The organism is Bacillus sp. LNXM12-1, from assembly GCF_003004375.1.
Classification (GTDB): Bacteria; Bacillota; Bacilli; order Bacillales; family Bacillaceae; genus Bacillus.
This window is the reverse complement of sequence record NZ_PVWX01000003.1, coordinates 419,489-440,424: the sequence shown is the minus strand read 5'-3', so window position 1 is coordinate 440,424 and position 20,936 is coordinate 419,489. Positions and strand designations below refer to the sequence as shown.

The window sequence follows — 20,936 nt, the reverse complement described above, 5'->3', positions numbered from 1 at the left end:
ATCTCAATGTTAAAAAAATGGAGTGTTCTTATATTCACTGTTTTTCTATTAGCAGGATGCGGCGAGAAGGCCGAAGAAACCACGACAACCGAGAAGACGGTATCTACAATAAACACGGAGTCTGCTACTAAGAAGCAAGTAACCATCGAACAAATGAAACTGACAAAAAAAGAAAAAAACTTACTAGAAGCATCAGCCCCTAATGAAATGGTGGCTTTGACACTAAAAGGATTAACGAAGAAGGATAAGAGTATTACGTTTATCGGGAGTCATTACAAAAATGGTCGATTAGCTAATCAGGAAGCATCATCTGCCACCTTTACTTTACATCAGAATGGAACCGACCAAACGATGAATGTGCTCTTGCAATTAAAGCATGAGAAAGATACATATGAATCACAATTTAGTATTTGGTCAGACAAAAAGAATGAGGGAATGACGAAAGCGACATCAAGCTTCCCGTTCAAAGTAAGTGACTATGTTTTTTCTGCACAATCTGAAACTGTCAAAGTCTCTTCTGGAGGGAAGGCATTGATTGCATATACAGCAGCAATGGGGAAAGACGGGAATTCACCTATGCTTGAAGAGATTGAGAAGAATCCAAAGCAAGCACTGAAGAATAAGTCACATGCATACTTATTTTATATTCAGCTAGATAAATAACTATCGTAATATATACGGAGAATATGAAGTTTTTTGACGAAAAATCTACATATTCTCTTGACGAATTGTTAAGAAAGTTGTAACATAATAAAAGTCAACGCGATGACGTTGCTTTTGAAAAATTGATGCGGGTGTAGTTTAGTGGTAAAACCTCAGCCTTCCAAGCTGATGTCGTGAGTTCGATTCTCATCACCCGCTCCAATACATAATTTTGTTTATAACGCAGTATTTCGTTTCATAGATAAACGAAGTGTTGCGTTTTTTATTATGTCAGTATAATGTGAAAAGCACTGTCAAGCTACAGTGCTTTTTCAATAAGTTCATATTTACTTTCTCCACCATGTATTTGTACAAACATCTTCGTCAAGGATTGGATTAGAGCTTCACTCTTTTCCCGGGAAATAGATGGCGGAAAGAGGATGATTTGCAGAATGTTTTTTGTGTCTTGAGAAATTTGTGCTTTACTTGCATGAGAAAATAATCCCTTAAGTCCCGCGTCGTCCTGCCATTCAATGTGGCCAGTCTCATGTTTTGCTAGAGAAAGCGGCTCTTCTATGCGATCAGCATCGAATGTCAGGATGGGCAAGAAATATTTTAAAGAGAAAAATATCGACAAATCCTGTACGGAATTGGTCGAGTCAATAAATTGTTCCTTTTGGATATCAGCAAGAATTGGCAGGAAAGGAACGTCTTTTAAAAGATCCGTCCATTCTTTGATTGCTGGTACTTCTTCTAAGACTTTATCTTCGTATTCAAAGAATAAAGATTCTTGAAACAGGCGTAGTCGGCCTTTTAACATTTGAGGGGATGTATCAACTTCAATATGCGAATATTCAATCTGTCCAACATGGATAGACGGGTTGTCAGGATGAGAAATTTCCATATGTATCTTCACAGTGACTCACTCCAATCGGTCATGATACACTCGTATTATACTGAAAACAACAGAAGAAACAAAGAAAGGAGGTTTGCAAGGTGATTCATGTTGGAGAATTAAAAGAAGAATTGATTCAATATGCGAAAGAAATTGGTGTCGATAAAATCCGATTTGCAAGTGCTGATACATTTGATTCATTAAAGGACCGCCTCATCTTACATGAATCGTTAGGGTATTTGTCAGGCTTTGAAGAGCCTGACATCGAAAAACGAACAAACCCTTCTTTGCTGCTTCCGAAGGCCAAATCAATTGTTGCGATAGCGCTCGCGTATCCTTCCAAAATGAAAGATGCTCCTCGAAGTACAAAGGATGCAAGAAGAGGGATCTTTTGCCGGGCTTCTTGGGGAACGGACTATCATGTTGTGCTGAAAAAAAAGCTCGATATGCTCGAGGAATTCTTGCGAAGCAAACATATCGATATACGGACAAAATCAATGGTGGATACAGGGGAACTGTCTGATCGTGCAGTAGCGGAACGCGCTGGCATAGGTTTTAGTGCAAAGAACTGTATGATTATCACGCCGGAGTTTGGATCTTATGTGTATTTGGCTGAAATGATCACAAATGTCCCATTTGAACCGGATGAAAAAATTGAAGACCAGTGCGGAACGTGCAATAAATGTGTAGATTCGTGCCCAACTGGTGCACTTGTGAATCCAGGACAGCTGAATTCTCAACGATGTATTTCATTTTTAACGCAGACAAAAGGATTTTTGCCTGACGAATTTCGTTCGAAAATAGGAAATCGATTGTATGGGTGTGATACGTGCCAAATCGTCTGCCCGATCAATAAAGGAAAAGACTTTCATTTGCATCCTGAAATGGAGCCGGACCCTGAAATTGCGAAGCCGCTCTTAAAGCCGCTTCTTACGATCAGTAATCGTGAGTTTAAGGAAAAATACGGTCATGTTTCAGGTTCATGGCGGGGGAAAAAGCCGATTCAGCGAAATGCGATTTTGGCACTTGCTCACTTTAAAGATACATCTGCCTTACCAGTGTTGATTGATTTGATGCACAAGGATCCACGGCCTGTTATTCGAGGCACTGCTGCTTGGGCAATAGGGAAAATTGGCGACGAGCAGCTGCTCCCAGAGTTGGAAAAAGCTCTTGAGCGGGAAAGTGATGAGGAAGCGAAACAAGAAATTGTCAAAGGGATTGAGTTTTTACAGACACCTTTAAATACTAAATAACATCCCTATGAACATAGAATGAACCAAACAGAGATTTTAAAAAAAGTTTGGTGGTGTCTGTGTGAAACAATTATTAGAGCAAACATTAGAAGACAGGCTTGGTTATTTATTAAATGGGAGTGCAATTAAACAGCCGCAGCTCATGTCTGATGTGGAAGCAGTTGAACGGAAAAAAGAGCTTTTTGCTAGAAGACAGGTGGAGATTGTCAAGGCGAAAGCCAAAGCAAAACTTCTTGATTCATCGATTCAGGATGACGGGGCTCAGCATGTGCAGTATCTCGCTCATCTCACTTATGTATGCAAGGATGCAGACGACTCTTTTTATTTAGAGGAGCAGGTAGAAAAAAGAGAAGCGTTCCTTTACAACGACATGCTTGTCAAAGATCGGATGATGCTAGAAAAACGGCAAATGGAAGAGCAGGTGGATGAGCGCTTTCACACCGAAGAACAGTTTGGGAGAGCCTTTCACTATGACCGGCGGGCAGCTGTGCAATATGCGGAGACGTACTGGAATAAACGAAATCCCGCCTATAAAAATTTTGAAGATAACTGCACAAATTTTATTTCACAATGCTTGAAAGCAGGGAATGCACCAACGAGAGGGTATCCGAACCGCGGATCTGGCTGGTGGGTGCGTCCTCATACGTGGAGCTATAGCTGGACGGTGGCTCATTCGATGAAAAATTATTTAGCGAATTCAAAAGCGGGTTTAAGAGCAAAGAAACTCAAAGAAGCGCAGGAGCTTCAAATTGGTGATGTCATTTGCTACGATTTTGAGGGAGATGGCAGGTATAATCATACAACCATTGTCGTCGATCATGATAAAGGCGGAATGCCTCTTGTGAATGCACAGACATATGACAGCCGTATGCGTTATTGGTCGTATGAGGATTCGACCGCCTATACACCTGCTATTCGTTATACGTTTTTTCACATTTTGGACGATGCCGCGAAGGATAGTTAATGGTATAATGTTGAGCGGAAAAGAAAATTAGAGGTGAACTTTTTTGGGACTTCATGTCGTTTTATATCAACCAGAGATTCCAGCTAATACTGGAAATATTGCGCGTACATGTGCAGCAACAAATACAACTCTTCATCTGATTCGTCCGCTTGGTTTTTCGACAGATGACAAAATGCTGAAGCGTGCAGGACTCGATTATTGGAAATATGCCAATGTGGTCTATCATGACTCGCTTGATGAATTGTTTGAGGCTCATCCGAAGGGACAATTCTTCTATATCACAAAATTTGGCCAAAAGCCGCATACGACATTTGATTACTCTCAGTTAGATGAAGACTACTTCTTCGTTTTTGGCAGAGAGACAAGTGGATTGCCGAAAGATTTGATCGAACAGAATATGGACCGCTGCCTTCGTTTACCGATGACAGAGCATGTTCGTTCTCTGAATCTATCGAATACGGCAGCAATTCTTGTGTATGAGGCACTTCGCCAGCAGCAATACCGAGATCTGATTTAAGGTCATAATGAAAGCCGGGATACCTATCTTGGCTTTTTTTATATGAGATAAGAAATATAAAGAAGGAAAATACGACTTTTTTTATACTTTTTTTACATGTAAAAAAATAGGTAGTATGATAGATTGTAATCGCGTTTTCAAAAAATAATGAATCCATTAAATGAGATGAAAAAGCTACTGATCACTAGTGCCATTAGCTCTGCTATTTTAATGGGGACGATTCCAGTCAGTATCCCAGGTCTCTCTCAGACGCAGGAAATAGAAGCAGCGCAATTATCGAAAGGTATCGGCGGGCGTACTTATATCAATAGCAATGGATCAATATTGGTCACAAAGATTCAACTCCCTCCCGCAATGAGTGTGTCAAATGGGACAGCTTATATTTATTCTGGATTCACAGGTTTAAAAGAAGCAGACATCGGTCTTCAATACAGTCCAACCTATAATGTGTGGAAACCTACGATGAAAGTAGGAACAAATAATCAAGAGACATATATCGAAGGAAAAAATGATTTTACGTATACAAATGGATTTAAGCCTGGAAGTACTGTGCAAATGACCATTTATAAAAACTTGAATGGACATACAAGAGCGACGTTCTGGAGGACAAATAATGTTGGTTATACCGGGCGTATCATCACAGAAATTCAAAACTCAAACATTGGCTCTGTGACTAAGTGGAAATTACTGTCGACAGTAGCAGTGACTGACGATATCTACCGGAAAGATATTCGGGCAAACTTCTCTACTCGTTTTACTGACATCACATTAGACAGTCGTGCCGTCACACCTGTGATTGATACGCAAGACTTTACGTCCATTCATGTATCAGGGAATACAGTGAATATGCAGGTGCTAAAAACAACGAATTAAATGAAAAAAGGATGTTCCGCTAATGGAACATCCTTTTTTTCATTTACCAGGCTTGCCTTCGTAGCCAGCTGTGAAAATGGATACTAAAAACGTAATGATGACGCCCATCATAATGACCGTTCTCATATAAGCTTCCCCCTTATCCCTTTGTTTCTATCGCTGCCTGTTTCATATGGTGTGAAGTTCGCCTTGAAAAGCAAGAGAAGAAGATCATTTTTCTCCTGTTTTTCCTTTATTATGAAGGGTCTTGCGGATGGTTGTCAATTCAGTTTGCCAATTCGTCATTTTGAAGAACGAAAGCATGTAATAGGACGCCTCCGCATAGATTGTAAAACAGTATCTGATTACTTGCTTCAATCTTGAAAGAGGAGGTTCATATGGATATTTTAAAGAAAATCGAACAGCACAGAGAAGAAGAGCAGCGTCTCAAATGGGAAGGCACATTCAGCGATTATTTAGACATTATAAAGGAAAATCCACTTGTCGCTCAATCTGCTCATTCTCGCGTTTATCATATGATTAAAGACAGCGGGATTGAAGAGGAGAATGGGGTCAGAACGTACAAATTTTTTGATCAGGAACTTTTTGGGTTAGAGGAATCATTGGAAAGATTAGTAGAGGAATATTTTCACCCTGCTGCCAAGCGGCTCGATGTGAGGAAGCGTATTTTGTTATTGATGGGACCAGTAAGCGGCGGGAAATCTACGCTTGTTACTAGGCTGAAAAGAGGACTAGAAGAATATTCACTGACAGATCATGGCGCAGTCTATGCGATCAAAGGCTGCCCGATGCATGAAGACCCGCTTCATCTTATTCCGCAAAATCTGCGGGAGGATTTCTATAGAGAATATGGCATTCGTGTGCAGGGGAATTTGTCCCCTCTGAATATGATGAGGCTAGAAGAGGAATATGGCGGACGAATTGAGGATGTAAGGGTTGAACGGATCTTTTTCTCAGAGGATAAACGAACTGGTATTGGTACCTTTAGTCCATCTGATCCGAAATCTCAGGACATTGCTGATTTAACAGGAAGCATCGATTTTTCAACCATTGCTGAATTTGGATCAGAGTCAGATCCAAGGGCCTACCGCTTTGATGGAGAACTCAATAAAGCAAACCGAGGGATGATGGAGTTTCAGGAGATGTTAAAGTGTGATGAGAAATTTCTATGGCACCTTCTGTCATTAACGCAGGAAGGAAATTTTAAAGCAGGCCGTTTTGCCTTGATTAGTGCAGATGAATTGATTGTCGCTCATACGAATGAAACCGAGTACCGGTCGTTTATTTCAAATAAAAAGAACGAGGCCTTGCACTCAAGAATTATTGTGATGCCGATTCCTTATAACTTGAAGGTGACAGAGGAGGAACGCATTTATCATAAAATGATTTCAGAAAGTGATGTTTCTGATGTGCATATTGCCCCGCATACGCTGAAGGTGGCAGCGATGTTCTCCATTTTGACAAGACTCAAAGAGCCGAAGCGTTCTGATATTGATTTGGTGAAAAAAATGCGTCTGTATGACGGAGAGAGTGTCGAAGGCTTCCAATCTGCTGATATTGATGAGATGAAAAAGGAATTTCATGATGAAGGGATGAGCGGAATTGACCCGCGGTATGTGATTAACCGAATTTCCTCCACTATTATTCGAAAGAATATGGAATCGATCAATGCACTGGATGTCCTTCGATCCTTAAAAGAAGGACTCGATCAGCATCCGTCTATCTCCAGCGAGGACCGGGAGCGCTATTTGAATTTTATTTCTGTTGCGCGAAAAGAGTACGACGATATTGCGAAGAAGGAAGTTCAAAAGGCATTTGTGTATTCCTATGAGGAGTCTGCGAAAACACTGATGGATAATTACTTAGATAATGTCGAGGCGTACTGTAATAAAAACAAGCTGCGTGATCCGTTAACTGGTGAAGAAATGAATCCTGATGAAAAGCTTATGCGTTCAATTGAGGAGCAGATCGGTATTTCTGAAAACGCCAAAAAGGCATTCAGAGAAGAAATTCTGATTCGTATTTCGGCTTATGCGAGAAAGGGCAAACGCTTTGATTATAATTCTCATGAGAGATTGCGAGAGGCGATTCAGAAGAAGCTGTTTGCTGATCTAAAAGATGTGGTGAAAATTACGACGTCAACGAAGACACCGGATGAACAGCAGCTGAAGAAGGTCAATGAAGTAGTGGCTAGATTGATTGATGAACATGGCTATAATTCAACAAGTGCAAATGAACTTTTAAAATATGTAGGCAGTCTTCTCAATCGTTAATAAATGAAGGAGGCATTATTGGCGCACCTGCACCGGTAATGTCTTTTTTAGAAATGATCGTCAACTTGGGTGACGAGCAGCATAGGATAAAGGAATCGGTAGTTAGAAGAATTGTGCAAACAGGTGAGGAGGGGGATGGATGTCCCGGCAAGAAAAAAGTCAGTTTATTGTATCTCAGGAAGACTGGTCCCTCCATCGAAAAGGCTATGACGACCAGCAGCGTCATCAGAAAAAAGTCAAAGAAGCGATTAAAAATAATTTGCCGGATCTTGTCACAGAAGAAAGCATCATCATGTCTAATGGAAAAGATGTTGTCAAAATTCCGATTCGTTCGTTAGATGAATATAAAATTCGGTATAATTACGACAAAAATAAGCATGTGGGTCAAGGCGATGGAGACAGCGAGGTTGGAGATATTGTCGCGCGCGATGGATCAGACAGTAAGCAAGGGCAAGGAAAGGGGCAGGGCGCTGGAGATCAGGCTGGTGAGGATTATTACGAAGCAGAGGTCTCATTAATCGATCTTGAGGAAGCGCTGTTTCGGGAGCTAAAGCTGCCAAATCTTAAACAAAAGGAGCTTGACGACATCATTGTCGAGCAAATTGAGTTTAACGATATTCGCAAAACCGGGTTAACAGGCAATATCCATAAAAAACGAACGATGCTGTCGGCATTTAAACGAAATGCGATGACAGGCAGTCCTTCCTTTTATCCAATCTACCCAGAGGATATCAAATATAAGACGTGGAATGAAGTGACCAAACCAGAGTCGAAAGCCGTCGTTTTGGCGATGATGGATACGAGCGGAAGTATGGGGCTTTGGGAAAAATATATGGCGAGAAGTTTTTTCTTTTGGATGACACGTTTCTTACGGACAAAGTATGAGACGGTCGATATTGAATTTATTGCCCACCATACGGAGGCGAAGGTTGTAGATGAAGAGCATTTCTTCTCGCGGGGCGAGAGCGGAGGGACCATTTGCTCTTCTGTCTATCGAAAGGCACTAGAGCTCATAGACGAACGATACCCGCCGTCGCAATATAATATTTATCCTTTTCATTTTTCTGATGGAGACAATTTGACCTCAGACAATGCACGGTGCGTGAAGCTTGTTTCTGAAATTATGAAAAAAGCCAACTTATTCTGTTATGGTGAAGTGAATCAATACAACCGGCATTCTACATTAATGTCAGCATATAAGCATATACAGGATGAGAAATTTAAGCATTATATTTTGAAGCAAAAATCAGATGTTTTTCTCGCACTAAAAAAATTTTTTCAGCAGGAAGAAGTTCTTTCGTAAATAGCACATTTGAAAAAACCTTTCAGCATAAGGGCTGAAGGGTTTTTTGTATGGAGAAGGAAGGGATCACCAGAAAAAAAGTAAAACTTTCTCTTTGACATTTCAATTTTCATTTATTAATATTTAATCTTGTTAAATATAAGTTTTTCAAAAAAGATGCCGATCGTCTTTTCTTCTTTTTCTACTCTTTGCTCATGAGTGAACAATAAGTATAAATGGGCTGCACACCATTTTTCAGGCGGAGTAGATGAAGGAGAAATAACAGCTTTATGAGCTTGTTTCATATTCTGTCAGATGATGGGCATTCTAAGTTTGCTAAAGCAGATGACACTATATTTTTATACATGAAAGGAGAAACAAAACATGAACAGAGGGCGTTTATTGCTAACGAACATTATTGGCCTTATTGTGATTCTTGCCATTATTGCCGGAGGTGCTTATTACTACTACGAAAGCACAAATTTTGTCAAAACTGACGAGGCGAAAGTGACAGGTGACATGTATCAAATCACAGCACCAGCAGCTGGACAAATCAAAGGCTGGGATATCAATGAAGGTGACGAAGTGCAAAAAGACAGCGCAGTTGCAAAAGTTGAAGGAGAAACAAAAACAAACATTAAATCAGTGGCTGATGGCACATTAGTCAAAAAAGAAGTACAAAACAATCAACAAGTGCAGCCTGGTACAGTTCTTGGTGAAACCATTGATTTAAGCAAGCTTTACATCACAGCGAATATCAAAGAAACAGATATTAAAAGTATTGAAAAAGGCGACAAAGTCGACATCGTGGTAGATGGTGATCCTGATACAACATTTGAAGGAACAGTTGAACAAATTGGTTATGCGACAAACTCAACATTCAATATGCTGCCAGCAACAAATTCAAGTGGTAACTATACAAAAGTCACACAAAAAGTAGCAGTGAAAATTTCAATTAAAAATCCATCAGACAAAGTACTTCCTGGTATGAATGCTTCTGTCAAAATTTCATCTTAATGATGTTTGATATCAAAAAATGAAAGGAGGTTGTCTGAGATGGCAAATCAACCTGCAGCAACAAAACAGGGAGCAGGCTCCTTGTCTTTACTGATCATTTTAATGGCCGGCTTGTTCGTAGCGATTTTGAACCAAACGCTTCTGAACGTAGCCATGCCCCATTTAATGACTGAATTTAATGTGAGTGCTACGACGATTCAGTGGCTTACAACAGGTTATATGCTTGTCAACGGTGTGCTGATTCCGTTATCTGCGTTTTTAATCACACGCTTTGGACAGCGCAGCTTATTTCTAGTCGCCATGATCTCGTTTACACTAGGGACCTTTATTTGCGGGATTGCGCCGAACTTTTCAACGATGCTCATCGGTCGTTTGATTCAGGCAATCGGCGGCGGTATCCTGCAGCCGCTCGTGATGACAACAATCCTTTTTATTTTCCCTCCGGAAAACAGAGGGAAAGGAATGGGGATTTTCGGTCTTGCGATGATGTTTGCTCCTGCGGTAGGACCAACATTATCTGGTTATATTATTGAACATTATTCTTGGCGTATTATGTTTTATGGACTTGTACCAATCGGAGCGATTGTCATTATCGCGGCTTTCTTTATGTTTAGAAATATTGTAGAGCCTAAAAAAATCAAGCTGGACAGCCTTGGTGCGATTCTTTCCATCGTTGGTTTTGCTTCGCTTCTATACGGAGTGAGTGAAGCGGGAAGTGATGGCTGGACAGATCCGATCGTCTTATCGACGATTATTGTTGGTGCGATTGCGATCATTCTCTTTATTTTCCAACAGCTGAAAGCTGATAATCCGATGCTTGATTTCCGCGTGTTTAAATACAGCATCTTCTCATTATCAAGTGTCATTAATATTATTATTACAGTTGCCTTATACACTGGGATGTTCTTACTTCCGATTTATCTGCAGAACCTCGTTGGGTTTACGGCATTGCAATCCGGGCTATTAATGCTTCCAGGGGCACTTGCGATGCTGATTATGTCCCCGATTTCAGGGATTTTGTTTGATAAATTTGGACCTCGTCCGCTTGCGATTGTGGGGATGCTCATTACCGTTGTCACCACATTCGAGTTTACAAGGCTGACCATTGATACATCGTATAGTCACATTGTGCTCATGTATGCAGTTCGTGCATTCGGTATGTCACTCCTTATGATGCCGGTGATGACAGCTGGGATGAACCAATTACCACAGCACTTAAACAGCCATGGTACAGCGATGTCTAATACATTAAGACAAATTAGCGGTTCGATCGGTACGAGTTTGATCACAACGATTTATACGAATCGGACAACATTCCATTATTCCAATATGGCGGATCAAACAAATACAGCGGACCCGTTCTTTATGAATTCATTCCAGGCGGCTGTGTCGAATGTGATGCATCATATGGGCATGACAGCTGAAGCTGCTCAAAAATATGTATCCACCCAGCTCTTTACGAAAGCACAGGTCGATTCAAACGTAATGGGCATCAATGATGCTTACATGTGGGTAACGTTATTCTGTGCCGCTGGTGTCATTCTCAGCTTGTTCCTGCGTGATGTACGTAAGGATAAAAAGCGAAAAGATCAGCAGCATAAAAAACAAGAAATGACACTGCTTCCAGCACCTAAGGAAGCAAACCAAGATGCAAGATAAGTGTGGAGGGACCGTACATGAAAATTTATGTCGTATACGATAGTGAAGGTGACCATACAAAAGCACTGGCAGAAGCAATTGCAGCAGGCGCAGGTGAAACAGAGCAAGCTGAAGTATTCGTCGATCACGTGAAAGATGCGGATATTCGCAAGCTGGATCAAATGGATGCGATCATTTGGGGCTGCCCTGGTCACTTTGGTACCATTAGTTCTGGGTTAAAGACATGGATTGACCGTCTTGGCTACCTATGGGCAGAGGGAAAACTGATCGATAAAGTCGGTGCCGTTTTCTGTACAACTGCTACAACGCACGGCGGTTTAGAAATGACGATGCATAATTTGATTACACCAATGTTCCATCAAGGGATGCTTGTCGTTGGCCTTCCTGGAAATGTGCCAGAGAATGCTTTATACGGCTCTTACTATGGAGCAGGTGTGACATGTCCGATTGATTCTGATGAAGTGATTTCTACAGAAGGCATTGAACTCGGCAAAGCATTAGGAAGACGTGTAGCATCAGTCACTGCGTCATTTAAGCGATAAGGAGAGGGTTCTTTTGGCGACGATTATTGTAGCGTTAGTAGCTGCTGTTCTAGTCATTATCGGATTAGTAGCGTTCAATGTCAGACACGCTTCGGTCGAGAAGAAAGAGATCAAAGAAGATGTGCCCAATCAGCCTGACGTGCCGCACAGCGAGTCAGAAGTTGCGGCGAGACCTGTAGAGCCTGAAGAAGAAGAGGAAGCGTCAAAGCCTTCTCAAACGGATGAACGAGTGTCTGGCGATGATTTTTATAGACAGGCGCTTCAAAAGTTTAAGCAGCCAGAACCACCTGTCAAAGAAGAAGAACCAGAGACAAAAATGAATGATGATATGTATCGTTCTGCTTTACAGAAGCTAAAGCAGAAGGACAAATAAAAAAGAGAACCTCTCGCAGGTTCTCTCAGCATGTAGACAAACCCTCGCATTCGTTGTCAGTCCTGCGCGCTGGTGCTCACGAATGTCAAATTCGCTCCGCAAAAGTAGCTGTCCTTCCTAGAGTGCAAAGGTTTTCTATCACGCTGAAAAGAAGACAAAGGGCTAAAATAAAAACCATTTTAGCCCTTTGTCAACAATTTGAAGAGAACCTCTCGTCAGGTTCTCTTTTTTTTATGGCACAAAAAAACCGCCGGCAGAAGCCGGACGGTTTTCCTTCACTCTATAAAGTGCTAAAGAGCAGATGCTCTTAAATTACGCTTTGTTAACGTTAGCAGCTTGTGGTCCACGGTTACCTTCAACGATTTCGAAAGAAACTGCTTGACCTTCTTCTAAAGTTTTGAAGCCTTCGCCTTGGATAGCAGAGAAGTGAACGAATACATCGTCTTGACCTTCTACTTCGATGAATCCGAAACCTTTTTCAGAGTTGAACCATTTTACTTTACCTTCTAACATGAAATTTCCTCCTAAAGCGATCTTAACGCTTAAATTCACTATTCTTGCTCTTACACAAACTTCAAAGACGAAAACTCTTTCAAAACTTTCTTCTTAAAGATGATACGAACAAAAATAATTACCTTTACTTTACCAGTGTTTGCGGGAAAAAACAACTGTTATACGAAAACTTTTTTAAAAATAATTAGCGCTAACAAATTGAGGAAAAAGCCTATATTAATTGGCCTCTTTTTCTCTCTGAGAAGCTCACTTGATTTCGGCCAGACTGCTTCGCTTTATAGAGCTCCTGATCAGCCATAATCGGTAATTGTTTGATGTCTGCACTTGTTCCGGGGTAATAAGCACACCCAAGTGATACTGTGATATGAATGGACATGCCATTTTGTAAATATATCGGCTGATCTGCTATTTTTCTCCGTAAGCGTTCTGCAATCTGCCATGTTTTTTCAACTGTACAATTTGGTAGAAGGACAGCAAATTCCTCACCGCCGATCCGGCCAATATAATCAGAGCTTCTTGTGTTTTTCATCAACCTTTTTCCGATTTCTTTTAAAACCATATCTCCCTCATGATGTCCATATTGGTCATTGATGGATTTGAAGTAATCGATGTCTAAGTAAATAAGGGACATTTGATGGATAGGCTGCTTAAATTTCATAGAAAAAGCATCACTTAAGACCTCATCGAACTTCCGTTTATTTAAAACACCTGTTAAAAAGTCATAATGAGCTTGGAATTTATACAAATTTAACAGCTGATATGCTTTTGTTTGATGCTCAATGACGTAAAAGTTAAACAGTCCTGCAACATATGAGAACATCCAATAGGCAGAATGGACTTCAATAGAGGTCTCATGTGCAATCGTAATAAACAAAAAAGTTGCAATCACATTGCTGATCGTAATGGACAAAAGCATTTTCGCAACTTGATTCATATGGCGCTCAGCAATTAAAAAAGAGGCTGTTGCAATGATCATCATGGAAAAAATATTGATGAAAGAACCGACGTTGGCATCAATTAATAATCGGCCAATGATCACAACACAGGCTGCAATGATGGTTTGGACGATGCCTCCATAAAAGGCCGTTAAAATAAGGGGGATATGTCTTAAATCGATGATGGCTGGACCTGCTTTGATAGAGAAGAACATTAAAAGGACACCGAGTAATCCAGAAAGAATGCCTTTGCATAGCTGTCTGAGCAGGGTATCTTCTTTCTTCAGAAAATTCTCTTTAAACACAAGCATAAATAAATAATGGAAAGTGACAAGAATTGTTAAATTAATAAAGAGGTCTCTTAGCAAAATAAAATCACCTTTTTAAAATTACTAAAATTTGTTGCAAAAGAAAAGGGGAAAAAGGATAATTAATAAAAATTTCACTTATGAGGGGATCGAAACACATGCGAGGAAAACGCTTCCCAGATGAAACGGACTGGCTTTCTTTTTTTGAAACGGAGCCTGATGAAAGGTTCGAGAGAGGTATGCCTATTGAATATCAAAACCTGACATTTCGATTTGAAAATCAAGACGAGCGCTTCGTTGTCACGATGTACCTTGGAAGTCAAGAATTTACGTTAAAGGCTGTTCGAAAAAAAGAGGCATCTGTTTTAGGCATATATGATTTTAAAACCGTGCAGCATGTAGAGATAAAAAAGGACAGGCCAAACGAGAAAGAGCTCTTAATCATAGTAGAAGCTTATGACGATTTTATCACAACAGTTGAAATCACCTTTTTACCTTTCTTCTCTGTGATGGTGAAAGAACATTTTTCAGGAGAATAAACAGGAGCCTCTATTTATGAAGGCTCCTGTTTTCTTATTTGTGCTCGATGTCATTGATTACTTGCTGGATTGATTCATCATCCATCACATTCATGACACTTTCATCAATATGGAGAGACTGTGCATAAGACTCTCTTGGCTGATGGTTTCTTGATGTCGATTGGTGCTGATTCGTATGATTTGGCTGTACAGCAGTGAATGCCTGCTTCATCATTTGTCCGATTTCCGCAGTTCCCTTTGATTCATTCTGTGCGTGTGACTCGTGACGAGATGAGTCATGGTGCTGATGGCTTTTTCCTTTCATCATTGAAGACATATTCATTTGCGTCATGCTTTTCAGCCTTCTTCGTAAAACCGGAGAAAATAATGCAATGATGGCTGTTGATACTGCAATCATTGCGCCAGTGCTCATGCCTTTTCTTTTCTTAAACAAACGAATCCCTCCATTTGATCATGATGATACTTCTTCATCATGTTTAGGATGACCAAAGCCGGCTGAATTATGAATTCATTTTATGAAATAGAAATGTGTGCATAAAAAGCCGGCTGGATGAAAAACCTATGAGCAAAAGGAGGGAATAATTGATGAATAAGAAATGGATGCTATCTTTACTACTCGTTCCAACATTGATCACCACTGGATGTGGCATGAACAACCAGGGAGATGAGCAAAGAGGAACAATGAAACGACAGTATGAAAATGTCACATATAAGAATGACAATATGAGACAGGAAGAACCAAATGTTCAAACACCTCAGAAGGTCAAAGTGGCAGATAAAGCGTCAGAGCTTGTAGCCAACATGTCTGAAGTGAAAACAGCGAACGTGCTTGTCACAGGAAAAAATGCATTTGTTGCCGTTATGCTTGAAGGCGATAAAAGCGGTAATGTGACGGACGATCTGAAAAAGAAAATTTCAGACAAAGTCAAATCAACGGATCAACAAATCGACAACGTGTATGTATCTGCGAATCCAGACTTTATCGATCGTATGGAAGGATACGGAAAACGTATTAGAAGCGGAGAGCCAATTTCAGGATTTTTCGATGAATTTACTGAAACGGTTCGGCGTGTCTTCCCAGAATCAAAATAGCTACGACAAAAGCCGTATGTCATATGCGGCTTTTTTGTTTGGAACCGCACCTTGCACACCTGACTGCATAAAGTAAAAAATATATCACCTCTTGTTGATCTTTGTTTCTTCATAGAAAGAGAAAGAGGCTGCAGGATGAATTCAGGTGGGGAGCAAATGAAAGCCAAGCCGTCATTGATTCATAAAAAGCTTGTAGGCGGAATGATTGCAGCAGGTCTCATTTTTTATGCTTTCACCGCGTACTTGATTTATGTTGCGTTTCAGCTGACAGGACAATATTTAGAGCAGCAGTCTTCTCCTAAAACCATATTAACGGAGGGACTCAATAAGCAAGTTTATGAACATATTAGAATATACTATGCAGAGGAAGAGGACGCTTTTGTTGACCTGACAATCGAGGCCATGGATCAGGCAAAGAAGAGGACAGCGTCAGTGTTTCAGTTTGAAACTGACAAACCTTTAGACATTATTTATTTTGATGATAAAGAGACGATCGAGCAATTTGCCGGAATCAAGCATATTACGGGTTTTTACTCCGATCATGATCAAATGATTGGATTATATCCAGATAAACGGGAAGCATTATTGAAGAAAGAGACACTGCCTTTATACTTTTTCAACACGTTATTTATTCATGAATATGCTCACTTTGTTTTCTATGAAAAAGCTCATTCTTATGAAGTGTCTCCAGTGATCTTTCCGCTTTGGTTCCATGAAGGAACAGCAGAATGGACGGCCTATGACGTGTTAAATGCCACGTCTGAACGGTTCGACGTCATTCCCTTTCAATCTCTTCATTCCGATCAAGATTGGCAGGACGCCCGGATGACGTATGAGACAGATGTCTATTTGCAAAGCTACTATATGGTCTATGAGCTGGTGCAGCTTTACGGACGAGACATCATACATGAGATCATGCAGGAAACGGCGAAAACAGGTCAATTTGCTAAAGGCTTTGAACAGGCGACAGGGGAGCGGCTCGCAGATTTTGAAGATCAGTTTAACAAGATGTATCAAAGAAAAAACGGCTGACCAGAGAAAAGGGGTCAGCCGTTTTTTTAATGAAGGGGCTTTTGCTGATTGGCTTTGCTTGGCGGCATTTGAATCTGCCCCTGAAGCGGCGCGAAAGCTGACGTCATGGCTGTCATGTCTTGTCTGGAAAGCTGGGGAACTTGATAGTAGCCATGCTTGTTTTGATACAAGAAAATTTCATACGCCATTTCAATAAAGTTCGGGATTTGCGCAGCAAGCACACGTCTGACAACTGGATTTGTTACTTCTAATGCAGACATGGAAAGTAATCCAGCATGTGATTTGACCAGGCTGAGCATATGCCCTGTGATGCCCAAGTCTTTTACATCCTGTAATGACTGATTCGGCTTCTTCGGCTGAGAAGGCTTGATCCCATACGTCACTTGTGTGTGCTCTTTCATCATATAAGTAGCGGTTTCTTGACTAGGCTTTTGTCCAGTAGAAAAACAATCTACAGTGACATTGTACTGAGATAAAACGAATTGGTATTGTCGATCCAAGATGTCGGATAATGCAGGATCTTGAATAAACTGCCGCAGGATCATATACTGATCCAAAATATTAATCGTGCCGGCTAAAATTTCATGTAAATCGAATAACTCATGTCCGCCATGATTGAGCTCGGGCTGGGGAGCGCTTCCTTGAAACATTGGTTGCTGATCGTTTTGCATTGAGATTCCTCCTTCTGTTTATACAATCTGTTTTAATGTGAGGATGTTTTCCTTCTTTCATGCAAAAACATTATTTACAATTAGAGGGTTTTCTTCCTTTTTGTCGAAAAAAAGTATCAGACGAATGAACATGGGGGTACCAGATGCAGGACAAAATCATTAATCGTTTGATAGAAGACGAACATGTGCAGGCACCAGTGATTGGCATCGGTGTTTCACCGTTTGAACAGCATCATCTTGAGGCTTTTTTTCAATCATTTCCACATGAATTAAATGCCTCTTTTATTGTTGTGCAAAATCATGTGACGGACGATTGTATAACTGATTTGGAAGCACTTGTTTTACCGATTGGCTACCGGGCAAAAACGATTAAACATGGTGAGAAAGTCATGAAGAAGACGATTTATTTTTGTCCACAGCATGCGGTTGTGACGTTAACAGAAGATCAGCGGCTGCACCTATCAGAGCAGCTGCCGGCGTGCATGGCTTGCTCTGTGGACTTGCTTTTTCAGTCTCTTGCCAGCGTTCAAAAGGAAGAGGCTTTTGCGATTTTCTTTCAAAAAGGTCATTGTGTGGGAAGTGGCTTGCTTCAGTTGGTTGAGCAAGGCGGTACAGCTTTATCGTGCAGTGAGGTAGAAAGCGGTTTTGACACCTTGTATCAACAAACATTCAAAGACCCTTCAACCCTTGCGGCATATATCGCCAATATCATCAACGTCCCGCATGTCGATGAGGCAGATCCTGTTTTACTGAGAATTATTGAACGTCTTGAAATGTATAAAGGCATTGCCTTTTCAACCTATCAAAAGAAAAGGCTGCTATCTGTCATTCAAAAACGAATGAGGATTGCAAAAAAACGGATTTCATTATTATCAGAGTACGACTGCTTATTAGAAAGAGAACCAGATGAGCTTGATCACCTGCACGCACAGCTTTTAAGCGGCATGACGTCTTTTTTTAGGGATATGGAGGCTTTTCGTGTATGTGAACATCAGATCATTCCGTCGATCATTGAAAATGCGGTGAAAAACGGGAAATCTAGATGCCGTATTTGGATTGCGGGATGTTCGACAGGAGAGGAGGCCTATTCTTTTACGATCTTATTTTTAGAAGAAATGAAGCGAAGACAAGTGACCATCGAACTTCAAGTATTTGCAACAGATATCAACCGGAAAGCCATTCAAACAGCTAGTAAAGGTCTTTACTCAGTAGAGTCTATGGCAAGGATGCCGGAAAAATGGCGGGCGCGATATTTCGAAAGGAAAGGTGACGCTTTTATTGTGAAGCAGTCGCTTAGAAAACATATTGTCTTTGCACCTCACAATTTATTGATCGATTCACCTTTTATCCACCTCGATTTTATCAGCTGCCGAAATGTTCTGATGTACTTCCAGCCTGAAGTGCAAAAACGAATATTGTCCCGATTCCAATATGCTTTAAAAGATCAAGGGATGTTGATATTAGGGCCAAATGAAACTGTACCCAATATCCCTCGTTTGTTTCATTTGTTCAATGAAAAATGGAACATTTACACCCATTCAAACGTTTCTAAACCACATGTCCCTTGGGCACCAGACGCTCGTGATATCGAGTTGAAAGCGCGAGCCGCACAATATATGCAAGAAGTAAGCGAGGATTATGATGCATGTATGATTATCAACGATAGTGACGAAATCCTGGCATTATCAAATGGTGCGTATTCTTTTTTAGACCATACAGACGTGTCAGATCAAGCATGTGAATATGTAACACCTGATTATATGAAAGAGATGTTGAGTCAAACCTTTCAAAAGGTGTGGACAGACGAGACAGAGGTTGTGTCTAAACATGTTCTCATTTCGGAAAAAGGCAGCAAGCAGTATGCAGATTTTACCGTGAAAAGTTTTGACCGCCGTTTTAAGGGAGTTTACGTCATTCTCATTCGAATGAATGAGAGAGGAAAAAATCAAAATAACGGCAGGGGCAAAGGAATGTCAGATCAGAATTCAGTCTATCAACAGCGTATTGTCGATTTAGAAAATGAACTCAATGAAGTCAAGCAAAAGGAGCAGGAGGCAAGGGCTCAATTAAAAGCGAAACACACGCAATTAGAGGAGTTTGAGAAAAAACACGAGCATTTTATTAATATCATAAACAACTTAAGGGTGACAAGAGAAAAACTGTACAGACCCTCTGTCAAGCCGGAGCTTGCGACGTTGTTTGTGGACAGGGACATGAATATTCGCTATTACACTCCTACAGCTGCCTCTTTATTTACTTCAGCGAAAATCAGGCATCAGCAATCCTTTCAGTCGATGGCTAAAAAGCTTACGCAGGAAACGCTCTATCATGATATCCAATCCGTCATATCGGATAGGCGCGCGATCGAACGTGAAATTGAAACGAACGAAGGAGAGCAATTCACCGTTCACATCACACCTATCTTCGATCAAGAGCATGAAGGAGCGGTGATGACTTGGATTAAAATGACCGAAGTAACGAAAATCAAACAGTCGCTTCATCTAGCGGTGACGGCGCTTGATAACAGCCATATTCATATTGTAGTTGCAACGGAGGAAGGGGTTATCCAGTGCGTGAATCAGCGTTTCTGTCAGTTTGTCCAGCAGCATGAATATGACCTGATCGGCAAAGATATTTTTTCTGTCTACCATTCGCTATGTCAATGTGATGATTTAGAGAAGCAATGGAAGGTTTGTTTAAAAGAGGGCAGCTGGACAGGTGAGCTGTACTTTCAAGATTTATCTGGGCGCGAACGATGGGAGAGAGTCTCTTTACATCGAATCGATGATCCTGACAAAATGCAGTCAACCGTGATGCGGATTTCAGAGGATATCACCAATCAAAAGCAGTCAGAAAAGATGCTGATGAAATCAGAGATGCTGTCGGCAGTAGGGCAGCTTGCAGCAGGTATCGCTCATGAGATACGGAACCCGCTGACATCGTTAAAAGGATTTTTACAGCTGATGATTCAAAGTAAGAAGTATCAGAAAGATTATGCAGATGTGATGATGTCAGAGTTTAATCGGCTCGAGTCAATTATTAATGAATTCCTTGTTCTTTCTAGAAGCAAATCGGTGAAATTTGAACCGGTACATGTCAATCTTCTGCTCGAAGAAGTGATCATGGTTGTTGAATCCCAGGCGGTCTTAAAAGGCGTGTCCATTCAGAAAAATCTGTCTCCGTCGCTCCCTAACATTCAAGGCATTCCGAATGAATTAAAACAAGTCTTCCTGAACATCCTTAAAAACGGAATTGAAGCGATGGATGGTGTGACAGGTGTCATCAAGGTGACCTCTCTCATGAAAGATCATCAAATGATGTTGATATTTGAAGACCAAGGAAAGGGAATACCAGAGGACGAAATAGGGAAGCTCGGTGAACCTTTTTATACTACAAAAGAAAAGGGGACAGGCCTTGGTTTAATGATGACCATTAAAATCATTGAAAGCCATGGCGGCACCATTCGTTTTGAAAGTAAAAGCTTTGAGGGAACACGTGTGATTATTACCTTTCCGATGAGTTAAAAAAGACAAGTTTTACATGAAATCCATTCAAC

20 protein-coding genes and 1 tRNA gene are annotated in these 20,936 nt (G+C 40.8%); 16 read left to right on the top strand and 5 right to left on the bottom strand.

Annotated elements, in window-relative coordinates; all coding sequences use genetic code 11:
• The first annotated feature begins 6 nt into the window (after window positions 1-6).
• Together C6Y07_RS14585 and C6Y07_RS14580 are read left to right on the top strand one after the other, a co-directional pair.
• Window positions 7-663 carry a putative periplasmic lipoprotein gene (locus tag C6Y07_RS14585; protein ID WP_106039583.1) on the top strand — a complete coding sequence of 219 codons (657 nt, stop codon included), beginning with the start codon at window positions 7-9 and terminating at the stop codon, window positions 661-663.
• Between the two features lie 127 nt (window positions 664-790).
• Window positions 791-864, top strand: a tRNA-Gly gene (locus C6Y07_RS14580).
• Window positions 865-961: 97 nt separating this feature from the next.
• Here C6Y07_RS14580 and C6Y07_RS14575 read toward each other — a convergent pair.
• On the bottom strand, window positions 962-1,558 hold the full coding sequence (locus C6Y07_RS14575) for a hypothetical protein (RefSeq protein ID WP_223250500.1): 597 nt from the start codon (window positions 1,556-1,558) through the stop codon (window positions 962-964).
• An 83-nt stretch (window positions 1,559-1,641) separates the two neighbouring features.
• Here C6Y07_RS14575 and queG point away from each other — a divergent pair, with 83 nt between their 5' ends.
• The 10 genes from queG (at window position 1,642) to C6Y07_RS14525 (ending at window position 12,290) form a co-directional block, all read left to right on the top strand.
• Window positions 1,642-2,790 (top strand): tRNA epoxyqueuosine(34) reductase QueG, encoded by a 1,149-nt coding sequence (gene queG, locus C6Y07_RS14570; RefSeq protein WP_060596035.1) that lies wholly within the window; start codon window positions 1,642-1,644, stop codon window positions 2,788-2,790.
• A 61-nt stretch (window positions 2,791-2,851) separates the two neighbouring features.
• Window positions 2,852-3,754: an amidase domain-containing protein gene (locus C6Y07_RS14565; protein WP_106031608.1), complete on the top strand. Its 903-nt coding sequence runs from the start codon at window positions 2,852-2,854 to the stop codon at window positions 3,752-3,754.
• Between the two features lie 43 nt (window positions 3,755-3,797).
• Window positions 3,798-4,271 carry a tRNA (uridine(34)/cytosine(34)/5-carboxymethylaminomethyluridine(34)-2'-O)-methyltransferase TrmL gene (gene trmL, locus C6Y07_RS14560; RefSeq protein WP_034282301.1) on the top strand — a complete coding sequence of 158 codons (474 nt, stop codon included), beginning with the start codon at window positions 3,798-3,800 and terminating at the stop codon, window positions 4,269-4,271.
• Between the two features lie 165 nt (window positions 4,272-4,436).
• Window positions 4,437-5,144, top strand: coding sequence for a YrpD family protein (locus tag C6Y07_RS14555; protein ID WP_106156959.1), 708 nt, complete (start codon window positions 4,437-4,439; stop codon window positions 5,142-5,144).
• Between the two features lie 377 nt (window positions 5,145-5,521).
• Window positions 5,522-7,417 (top strand): PrkA family serine protein kinase, encoded by a 1,896-nt coding sequence (locus tag C6Y07_RS14550; protein WP_034663803.1) that lies wholly within the window; start codon window positions 5,522-5,524, stop codon window positions 7,415-7,417.
• 139 nt (window positions 7,418-7,556) lie between these two features.
• On the top strand, window positions 7,557-8,720 hold the full coding sequence (gene yhbH / locus C6Y07_RS14545; RefSeq protein WP_060595839.1) for a sporulation protein YhbH: 1,164 nt from the start codon (window positions 7,557-7,559) through the stop codon (window positions 8,718-8,720).
• Window positions 8,721-9,083: 363 nt separating this feature from the next.
• The gene (locus C6Y07_RS14540; protein ID WP_106156947.1) at window positions 9,084-9,716 is read left to right on the top strand and encodes a biotin/lipoyl-containing protein; all 633 of its coding nucleotides are present in this window, start codon (window positions 9,084-9,086) and stop codon (window positions 9,714-9,716) included.
• 39 nt (window positions 9,717-9,755) lie between these two features.
• On the top strand, window positions 9,756-11,375 hold the full coding sequence (locus tag C6Y07_RS14535; protein WP_034663790.1) for a DHA2 family efflux MFS transporter permease subunit: 1,620 nt from the start codon (window positions 9,756-9,758) through the stop codon (window positions 11,373-11,375).
• A gap of 17 nt (window positions 11,376-11,392) precedes the next feature.
• Entirely contained in the window at window positions 11,393-11,917 is a 525-nt protein-coding gene (locus tag C6Y07_RS14530; protein WP_034663787.1) for a flavodoxin family protein, read from the top strand.
• Window positions 11,918-11,930: 13 nt separating this feature from the next.
• The gene (locus tag C6Y07_RS14525) at window positions 11,931-12,290 is read left to right on the top strand and encodes a hypothetical protein (RefSeq protein ID WP_060595840.1); all 360 of its coding nucleotides are present in this window, start codon (window positions 11,931-11,933) and stop codon (window positions 12,288-12,290) included.
• A gap of 312 nt (window positions 12,291-12,602) precedes the next feature.
• Here C6Y07_RS14525 and cspB read toward each other — a convergent pair whose 3' ends face one another.
• The gene (gene cspB, locus C6Y07_RS14515; protein WP_003212277.1) at window positions 12,603-12,803 is read right to left on the bottom strand and encodes a cold shock-like protein CspB; all 201 of its coding nucleotides are present in this window, start codon (window positions 12,801-12,803) and stop codon (window positions 12,603-12,605) included.
• 211 nt (window positions 12,804-13,014) lie between these two features.
• Window positions 13,015-14,106, bottom strand: coding sequence for a diguanylate cyclase (locus C6Y07_RS14505; RefSeq protein ID WP_034663781.1), 1,092 nt, complete (start codon window positions 14,104-14,106; stop codon window positions 13,015-13,017).
• A 98-nt stretch (window positions 14,107-14,204) separates the two neighbouring features.
• Between C6Y07_RS14505 and C6Y07_RS14500 the strand changes: the two genes are divergently transcribed.
• Window positions 14,205-14,585 carry a hypothetical protein gene (locus C6Y07_RS14500; RefSeq protein WP_060595841.1) on the top strand — a complete coding sequence of 127 codons (381 nt, stop codon included), beginning with the start codon at window positions 14,205-14,207 and terminating at the stop codon, window positions 14,583-14,585.
• 34 nt (window positions 14,586-14,619) lie between these two features.
• Here the strand turns inward: C6Y07_RS14500 and C6Y07_RS14495 are convergent, their stop codons facing one another.
• Window positions 14,620-15,018, bottom strand: a complete 399-nt coding sequence (locus C6Y07_RS14495; protein WP_034663775.1) for a hypothetical protein — start codon at window positions 15,016-15,018, stop codon at window positions 14,620-14,622.
• A gap of 152 nt (window positions 15,019-15,170) precedes the next feature.
• On the opposite strand from C6Y07_RS14495, the gene C6Y07_RS14490 reads away from it, so the two are divergent.
• On the top strand, window positions 15,171-15,677 hold the full coding sequence (locus C6Y07_RS14490) for a YhcN/YlaJ family sporulation lipoprotein (RefSeq protein ID WP_106156944.1): 507 nt from the start codon (window positions 15,171-15,173) through the stop codon (window positions 15,675-15,677).
• Window positions 15,678-15,833: 156 nt separating this feature from the next.
• On the top strand, window positions 15,834-16,709 hold the full coding sequence (locus C6Y07_RS14485; RefSeq protein ID WP_106031645.1) for a hypothetical protein: 876 nt from the start codon (window positions 15,834-15,836) through the stop codon (window positions 16,707-16,709).
• A 26-nt stretch (window positions 16,710-16,735) separates the two neighbouring features.
• On the opposite strand, the gene C6Y07_RS14480 is transcribed toward C6Y07_RS14485, so the two are convergent.
• Window positions 16,736-17,380 carry a spore coat protein gene (locus C6Y07_RS14480; RefSeq protein ID WP_106156942.1) on the bottom strand — a complete coding sequence of 215 codons (645 nt, stop codon included), beginning with the start codon at window positions 17,378-17,380 and terminating at the stop codon, window positions 16,736-16,738.
• 143 nt (window positions 17,381-17,523) lie between these two features.
• On the opposite strand from C6Y07_RS14480, the gene C6Y07_RS14475 reads away from it, so the two are divergent.
• Window positions 17,524-20,904, top strand: coding sequence for a CheR family methyltransferase (locus C6Y07_RS14475; protein ID WP_106156940.1), 3,381 nt, complete (start codon window positions 17,524-17,526; stop codon window positions 20,902-20,904).
• Window positions 20,905-20,936 lie beyond the last annotated feature (32 nt).